The sequence below is a fragment of the Segeticoccus sp. genome (assembly GCF_035708005.1).
This window is the reverse complement of the sequence record NZ_DASSTI010000046.1, coordinates 1-5,483: the sequence shown is the minus strand read 5'-3', so window position 1 is coordinate 5,483 and position 5,483 is coordinate 1. Positions and strand designations below refer to the sequence as shown.

Below are 5,483 nucleotides of genomic sequence, written 5' to 3'. Positions count from 1 at the left end.
GAGGCCGGCCTGGAACTGCGCGAGGACATCGACACCGTCCTCGAACCCGGCATGGTCGTGTCCATGGAACCCATGATCATGGTCCCCGAGGGCCAACCCGGCGCCGGCGGCTACCGCGAACACGACATCCTCGTCGTCGGCCAGGGCGGCGCCGAGAACATCACCAAGTTCCCCTTCGGCCCGGAGCACAACATCCTCGGGGTCTGAGAACCGCCTCGCTCACCCCGCGGGCATACCCGCCTTGGCGACTGCGATCGCCTCGATCTCGATCTCGGCCTCCGGGACATACAACCCGGCAACTTCGACGACGGAGTCGGCCGGGTACGGCGCGGTGAAGTGCCGACGCCGGTGCTCCACGACCGCCGCGAAGTTTGCAGCCATGTCGGTGACGAAGATCGTCACCTTCACGACGTCGGCCAACGACGACCCGCCAGCGCGCAAGGCACGGTCAAGGTTGGCGAACGCTTGGTCGGCCTGTGCATCGAAGCCACCGGCAACGATCTGGCCATCGTCGCCGTAGCCGGCCTGCCCGGAGATGAACAGCAGGTCTCGGTAGCGAATGCCCTGCGATAGCAGGAACGGTTCGTAGGGGTCGGGGTTAGTCTTCACGCGCTCGACGTCTACCACCTTCATGCCAACTACCGCCGCCCACCCCGTCATTCCGCGCCCGCCGACAGGTCCCTATCCGGGCTGACCCATAGGAATCCGATGGTGACACCCTGCGGACAGGCGGGGCGTGGCCACCCCACGGCCCGCGTCGACCCGCCTTACCGCCGGAACTGGGGCACGGGGCGCACCTATGCAGCCATCGGCGCCGAGTCCCTCCTCGACCGGCTCATCGAACACCAGCCACCACGGTTCCTCATGGACGGACACAGCACACTGACCACACCATGGGAATGACGTGATCACGACCCATGAGGAAGCGCGGACAGTGCGTCATGTCGCCGCGTTGAGCCGGCCAGAGACGTGGTCATCGGTCCACGGCATGTCAGCGGCGTCCGGGGGCAGCGCATGGGGCGACGTGTGGCTTCATCTCATTTTGGTCGTGCCGCTGGCATGGCGAGCGGGCTCGTGACGGACCTCGACGTGCCGGGGGTGCCAGACGATTCCGGGGATTGCGCGGACTGGCGCGAAGGGATCTGCTGCGCACTGCCAGGCGGTCGCCAAGCTGTCGGCGATTTCCGCGGCTTGATCCGGGTGCGCTCGGTTGGCGATGTTGCGCAGCTCGTGGACGTCGGTGAGCTTGACCGTGACGGCCCAGGTGAGCAGGCCGTGGTCAACTGAGGCTGGCTCCACTTCACACTCCACCGACAGGAGCCGGAATGCCTCGGCGTCCAGCAGCGGCTCCAGGCCGTCGCTGGGCCAGACCAGCCATGCAAGCGCGTCGAACGGGTCGCTCGCGGCCACCGCCCGGTCGCCCCCGGCTGGGGTGTCCTCGGCTGCCGCGTCCTCTCCCTCCGTGCGGGGCTCGAGTGCGATCGTCACGGCGCCGTGCTCAGCGCGCGCCGCGGCCGCGGCGACGGCCTCGGCATCGGTCAGGCTCACCTCGGCGGTGACGACCCGGGTCCAGGTCTCTCGGTTCCTGCCACGCACCGACCGCTGGACAGGGTTGGGTGGCTCGGGTTCGGGGACATCGAACAACCTCGGCATGTTGGCGTCCATCCCGATAGAGCCTATGCCAATCCGAAGCCGCTCTTCCGCCAGCCCGCGATCACCCACGCAGCGGCCGGCGCCTGCTCGCGCACCCACCATGGGCACGGACTGGGTGGTGGGTAGTGCTCTCGACCCGGGCCGGGATAGCGGCCTGCCGGGTAGCGTCGTCGCAGGTGGCTCCGCCGTGTCGGCGGTCCGCGGGCGGGGCGTGGTCGTCAGGCCGCCGGAGGACGATCATGACCAGCAGCACGTTGCTTTTGCCGTTCCAGCCCGAGGCGATGAGCCCGGCCCAGCTCGCGGCGGTGTCCTATCTGGCCCGGTACACCGGCCACACCCATGCCCTGTACGCCTATCAGCTGCGACGCTGGTTCACCTGGTGCCAGACCAACCACCTGGATGCACTCGCTGGCGTGGAGCGGGCGCACGTGGAGCTGTACATCCGCCACTTGCACGAGTCGGGGCTGATGGACTCCTCGATCAACACGATGATGCACGCGGTACGCGGCTACTTCCGGTTTGCCCACATCGACGGGCGCATCGCCGCCGACCCGGCCGTCTACGCCCGACTGCCCAAGGTGCACACCGATGAGTCCCGCACCCAAGGCCTGGACCGCCTGGAGCTGATCCGCTTCCTGCAGATCGCCCAAACGCTCACCGTGCACCACGGGGCGCTGGCCTACCTGCTCGGCATCACCGCCCTGCGCGCCTCCGAGGCCGCCGCCGTCCGCATCGAGGACTACCAGGACACCCTGCGCGGCTACCGGGTGCTGCACCTGGTCGGCAAGGGCAACAAGCCCGCCACTATCCCCCTGACCGTCCCCGTGCTGCGCGTGCTGGAGGCCTGCCGCGGGCAGCGCACCGAAGGCCCCCTGGTGCTGCGCCCACTCTCGGGCAAGCCGATCGACCGACGCGACGCCTACCGCATGGTCGCCCGCATCGCCAAGGCCGCCGGCATCCCCCGTCACATCAGCCCCCACTCCCTGCGCCACGCCGCGATCACCAACGCCCTCGACGCCGGCGTCCCGCTGCGTGATGCCCAGATCCTGGCCCGGCACGCCGACCCCCGCACCACCGAGCACTACGACCGCGCCCGCGGCAACCTCGACCGCCACGCCGTCCACTTCCTCACCGCCTACGTCGCCGGCGTCTGACGTCGTGGCGCATGCCGGCCCATCGGACCCCGCGTGGACCTGGTCGAGAGGCGGCCAGGGCCGCCACCGACGAGTACGCCGACAAGATGGCCGACGACATCGAAACCGGCCGAGCGACGCTGATCACCGATCCCGCCGAGATCCAGCGCCGACTCAGCGGCCGGCCACGTGTCGGCGGCGCCGGCGGACACGGACCATCCGAGCACGTCCGCGTTCGCGTCACACGCCCACATCCCGCGAAGTGTTGAATGAGTGATGCGGCAAGCACTCGCGAAGCTCGAACCGGCCCGCGGTGCGAGGTTTCGCTTGATCGGCCGCCGCGGGCATGTCGAGATCCTGCGGCGGAGGGGTCCCTGGACTGAAACCAGCGACCGGCGATGGAGGATGGCCGTTGTGACACACATCAAGGGGTTCGACCACGTCGGGCTGACCGTCGAGGACCTCGACGCGGCGACGGCGTTCTTCGCCCGGTTGGGTCTCGAGGTGGAGGGCAGCACGTTCGTGGAGGGCGACTTCCTCGACACTGTCATCGGCATCCCGAACTCGCGGACGCAGATCGTCATGCTGCGGCCGCCGGGCGGAGGGACCGGGATCGAACTGTCCAGCTTCGTGAGGCCCGACCACGAGGCCGGGTCGCCGGCCGCGATGGCGAACGAGTTGGGCCTGCGCAACGTCTGTTTCGAGGTCGACGACCTGCCGGCGACGGTCGACGCGCTGGCTGCCGACGGATACGGATTGGTCGGCGGCATCGGCCAGCACGAGAACAGCTGGCGCATGGCCTACGTCCGCGGACCCGAGGGGATCGTGGTCTCACTGGCAGAGCGGATCGGCTGACGGCGCATCTGGTCGCCGCGTGCTGCCCAGCCAGGAGTTCCGCGGCTCCGGCGACGCCGGCGTCGACCGCTGGACGTGGCGGTACTCGCGTTCGTGGGGTGTCACGGTCAGGTCTCGAAGCCTTGACACGTGGCCGTAACCCTGCCACGGTTCAAGACATCCGATTTGACTAACCAGTTAGTCAGATGCTTGTCCTGATCCCGGCCGGTCTGCGAGGTTCCTCATGGCCCTCAGGGAAGCCACGACCGCCGCGTCCTCGCGCCGTGGCACGACCGACACGGGCAGTGCGACGCGAGAAGCGATCCTCAAGGCGGCCTGCCGGGTCATCGCCGAGACCGGCTTCGAGCGGATCCGGATGCGCATGGTCGGCGAGGCCGCCGGCGTCTCCACTGCCACGTTGCATTACCACTTCGCGACCCGGGAGAAGCTCTTCGCCGAGGCCCTGCGCTTCTCCTTCGTCGACACGGGGGCCGATGTCTACGGCTCGCACGGTGCGAGTGACACGGCCACCGCCCGCCTGGCCCGGATCATCTCCGCCTCGCTCCCCTCCAGCGGCCCACTGCGCCGGGAGTGGGCCCTGTGGATGGAGCTGTGGTGCCGCGCGATCCGGGACAAGGGATCGTCGAGCCTGTGTGCCGACCTCTATCGCCAGCACAACGGCTGGATCGAGGCCACCATCCGCGACGGCATCGAGGCCGGAGAGTTCACCGTCTGCGATCCCGCCTCCCACGCCCAGCTGATCAGCTCCCTGTGCGACGGCTACGGGGTGCAACTGATGACCGCCGTGCCCACCCTGACGGTCAAGGACGCCCGGCAGGTCATCTGGAGAGTGGCCTCGGGACCACTCGGCATCGATCCCGACTTCCCACTCGGAGGTAAGTCATGAACAGCACGTCCTATGCGCCCACTCGCCGCCAGCTCCTCGCCGCGGGAGCCGGCCTCGGAACCGCCTTCGCCCTCGCCGGCTGTGGCCTCGGGTCCGACTCCGCCGGCGGCTCACCGAAGCAGCAGCCCACCCGCAAGGTGACGGCCGAGGTGGACGGCGACCTGGTCTACTTCAACTGGGCGGACTACCTCGACCCCAGCGTGCTGAAGGGCTTCCAGAAGAAGTACGGCGTCAAGATCATCACGTCCAACTACGACTCGATGGAGTCGATGCAGGCGAAGATGAGCTCGGGCAACCGCTACGACGTGATCTTCCCCTCCGCCCAGTGGGTCGAGAAGCTGTCGGCGGCCGGCAAGCTGCTCCAGCTCGACCACAGCCTGGTCCCGAACTCCTCGAGGATCTTCAAGTACTACCCCAGTTTCGCCGACCCCTGGTACGACGCCCACTCGGCCCACTCGATCCCGTTCTCGATGTACAAGACCGGGCTGGCCTGGCGCAAGGACAAGCTCGGTGAACAGCTCACCGGCAGCTGGAAGGACCTGTGGAACCCCAAGTCGAAGAAGCAGACCTACCTGCTCGACGACCGCGACGAGGTGCTCGGCATGCTGGCGCTGCTGCTCGACTTCCCGATCAACACCGCCAAGCCCGCCCACCTGGACAAGATGGTCGCCAAGGCCGCCACCCTGCGGCCCTACCTGCGCGGGTTCAGCAGCACCGACTATCGCAACCTGCTCAACGGCAACGCCTGGATCCAACAGACCTGGAGCGGCGACATGGCCGCGGTGCTCAACAACGCGAAGGATCCGTCCATCTATGGCTTCGAGTCACCCAAGGAGGGCACGCCAGTCAACTCCGACTGCTATGCCATTCCGGCCAATGCCGCGCACCCCGGCACCGCGATGTTGTTCATCAACTACCTGCTGGAGCCGGAGAACGTCATCAAGAACATGAACTAC

At 68.1% G+C, this 5,483-nt stretch carries 7 protein-coding genes; 5 read left to right on the top strand and 2 right to left on the bottom strand.

Annotated elements, in window-relative coordinates:
• Nucleotides 1-207 (top strand): M24 family metallopeptidase (locus VFL99_RS05625; RefSeq protein ID WP_414713720.1); only part of this gene is annotated, 207 nt, incomplete at its 5' end.
• Between the two features lie 12 nt (nucleotides 208-219).
• Here the strand turns inward: VFL99_RS05625 and VFL99_RS05620 are convergent.
• Together VFL99_RS05620 and VFL99_RS05615 are read right to left on the bottom strand one after the other, a co-directional pair.
• The gene (locus VFL99_RS05620) at nucleotides 220-609 is read right to left on the bottom strand and encodes a RidA family protein (RefSeq protein ID WP_325105353.1); all 390 of its coding nucleotides are present in this window, start codon (nucleotides 607-609) and stop codon (nucleotides 220-222) included.
• Nucleotides 610-1,032: 423 nt separating this feature from the next.
• Nucleotides 1,033-1,761 carry a hypothetical protein gene (locus VFL99_RS05615; RefSeq protein WP_325105352.1) on the bottom strand — a complete coding sequence of 243 codons (729 nt, stop codon included), beginning with the start codon at nucleotides 1,759-1,761 and terminating at the stop codon, nucleotides 1,033-1,035.
• A gap of 131 nt (nucleotides 1,762-1,892) precedes the next feature.
• Between VFL99_RS05615 and VFL99_RS05610 the strand changes: the two genes are divergently transcribed.
• The 4 genes from VFL99_RS05610 to VFL99_RS05595 form a co-directional block, all read left to right on the top strand.
• Complete coding sequence (locus VFL99_RS05610) at nucleotides 1,893-2,807, top strand: tyrosine-type recombinase/integrase (RefSeq protein WP_325105351.1); 915 nt, start codon at nucleotides 1,893-1,895, stop codon at nucleotides 2,805-2,807.
• A 393-nt stretch (nucleotides 2,808-3,200) separates the two neighbouring features.
• Nucleotides 3,201-3,641 carry a VOC family protein gene (locus tag VFL99_RS05605; RefSeq protein ID WP_325105350.1) on the top strand — a complete coding sequence of 147 codons (441 nt, stop codon included), beginning with the start codon at nucleotides 3,201-3,203 and terminating at the stop codon, nucleotides 3,639-3,641.
• A 223-nt stretch (nucleotides 3,642-3,864) separates the two neighbouring features.
• Nucleotides 3,865-4,527: a TetR/AcrR family transcriptional regulator gene (locus tag VFL99_RS05600; protein WP_325105349.1), complete on the top strand. Its 663-nt coding sequence runs from the start codon at nucleotides 3,865-3,867 to the stop codon at nucleotides 4,525-4,527.
• The coding region (locus VFL99_RS05595) for a polyamine ABC transporter substrate-binding protein (protein WP_325105348.1) at nucleotides 4,524-5,483 on the top strand (960 nt) is incomplete at its 3' end. The genes VFL99_RS05600 and VFL99_RS05595, both read left to right, overlap by 4 nt.

Coding starts and splice junctions, on each gene's coding strand:
- VFL99_RS05610 (WP_325105351.1), top strand. CDS start 1,893: ATGACCAGCAGCACGTTGCTTTTGCCGTTCCAGCCCGAGGCGATGAGC.
- VFL99_RS05600 (WP_325105349.1), top strand. CDS start 3,865: ATGGCCCTCAGGGAAGCCACGACCGCCGCGTCCTCGCGCCGTGGCACG.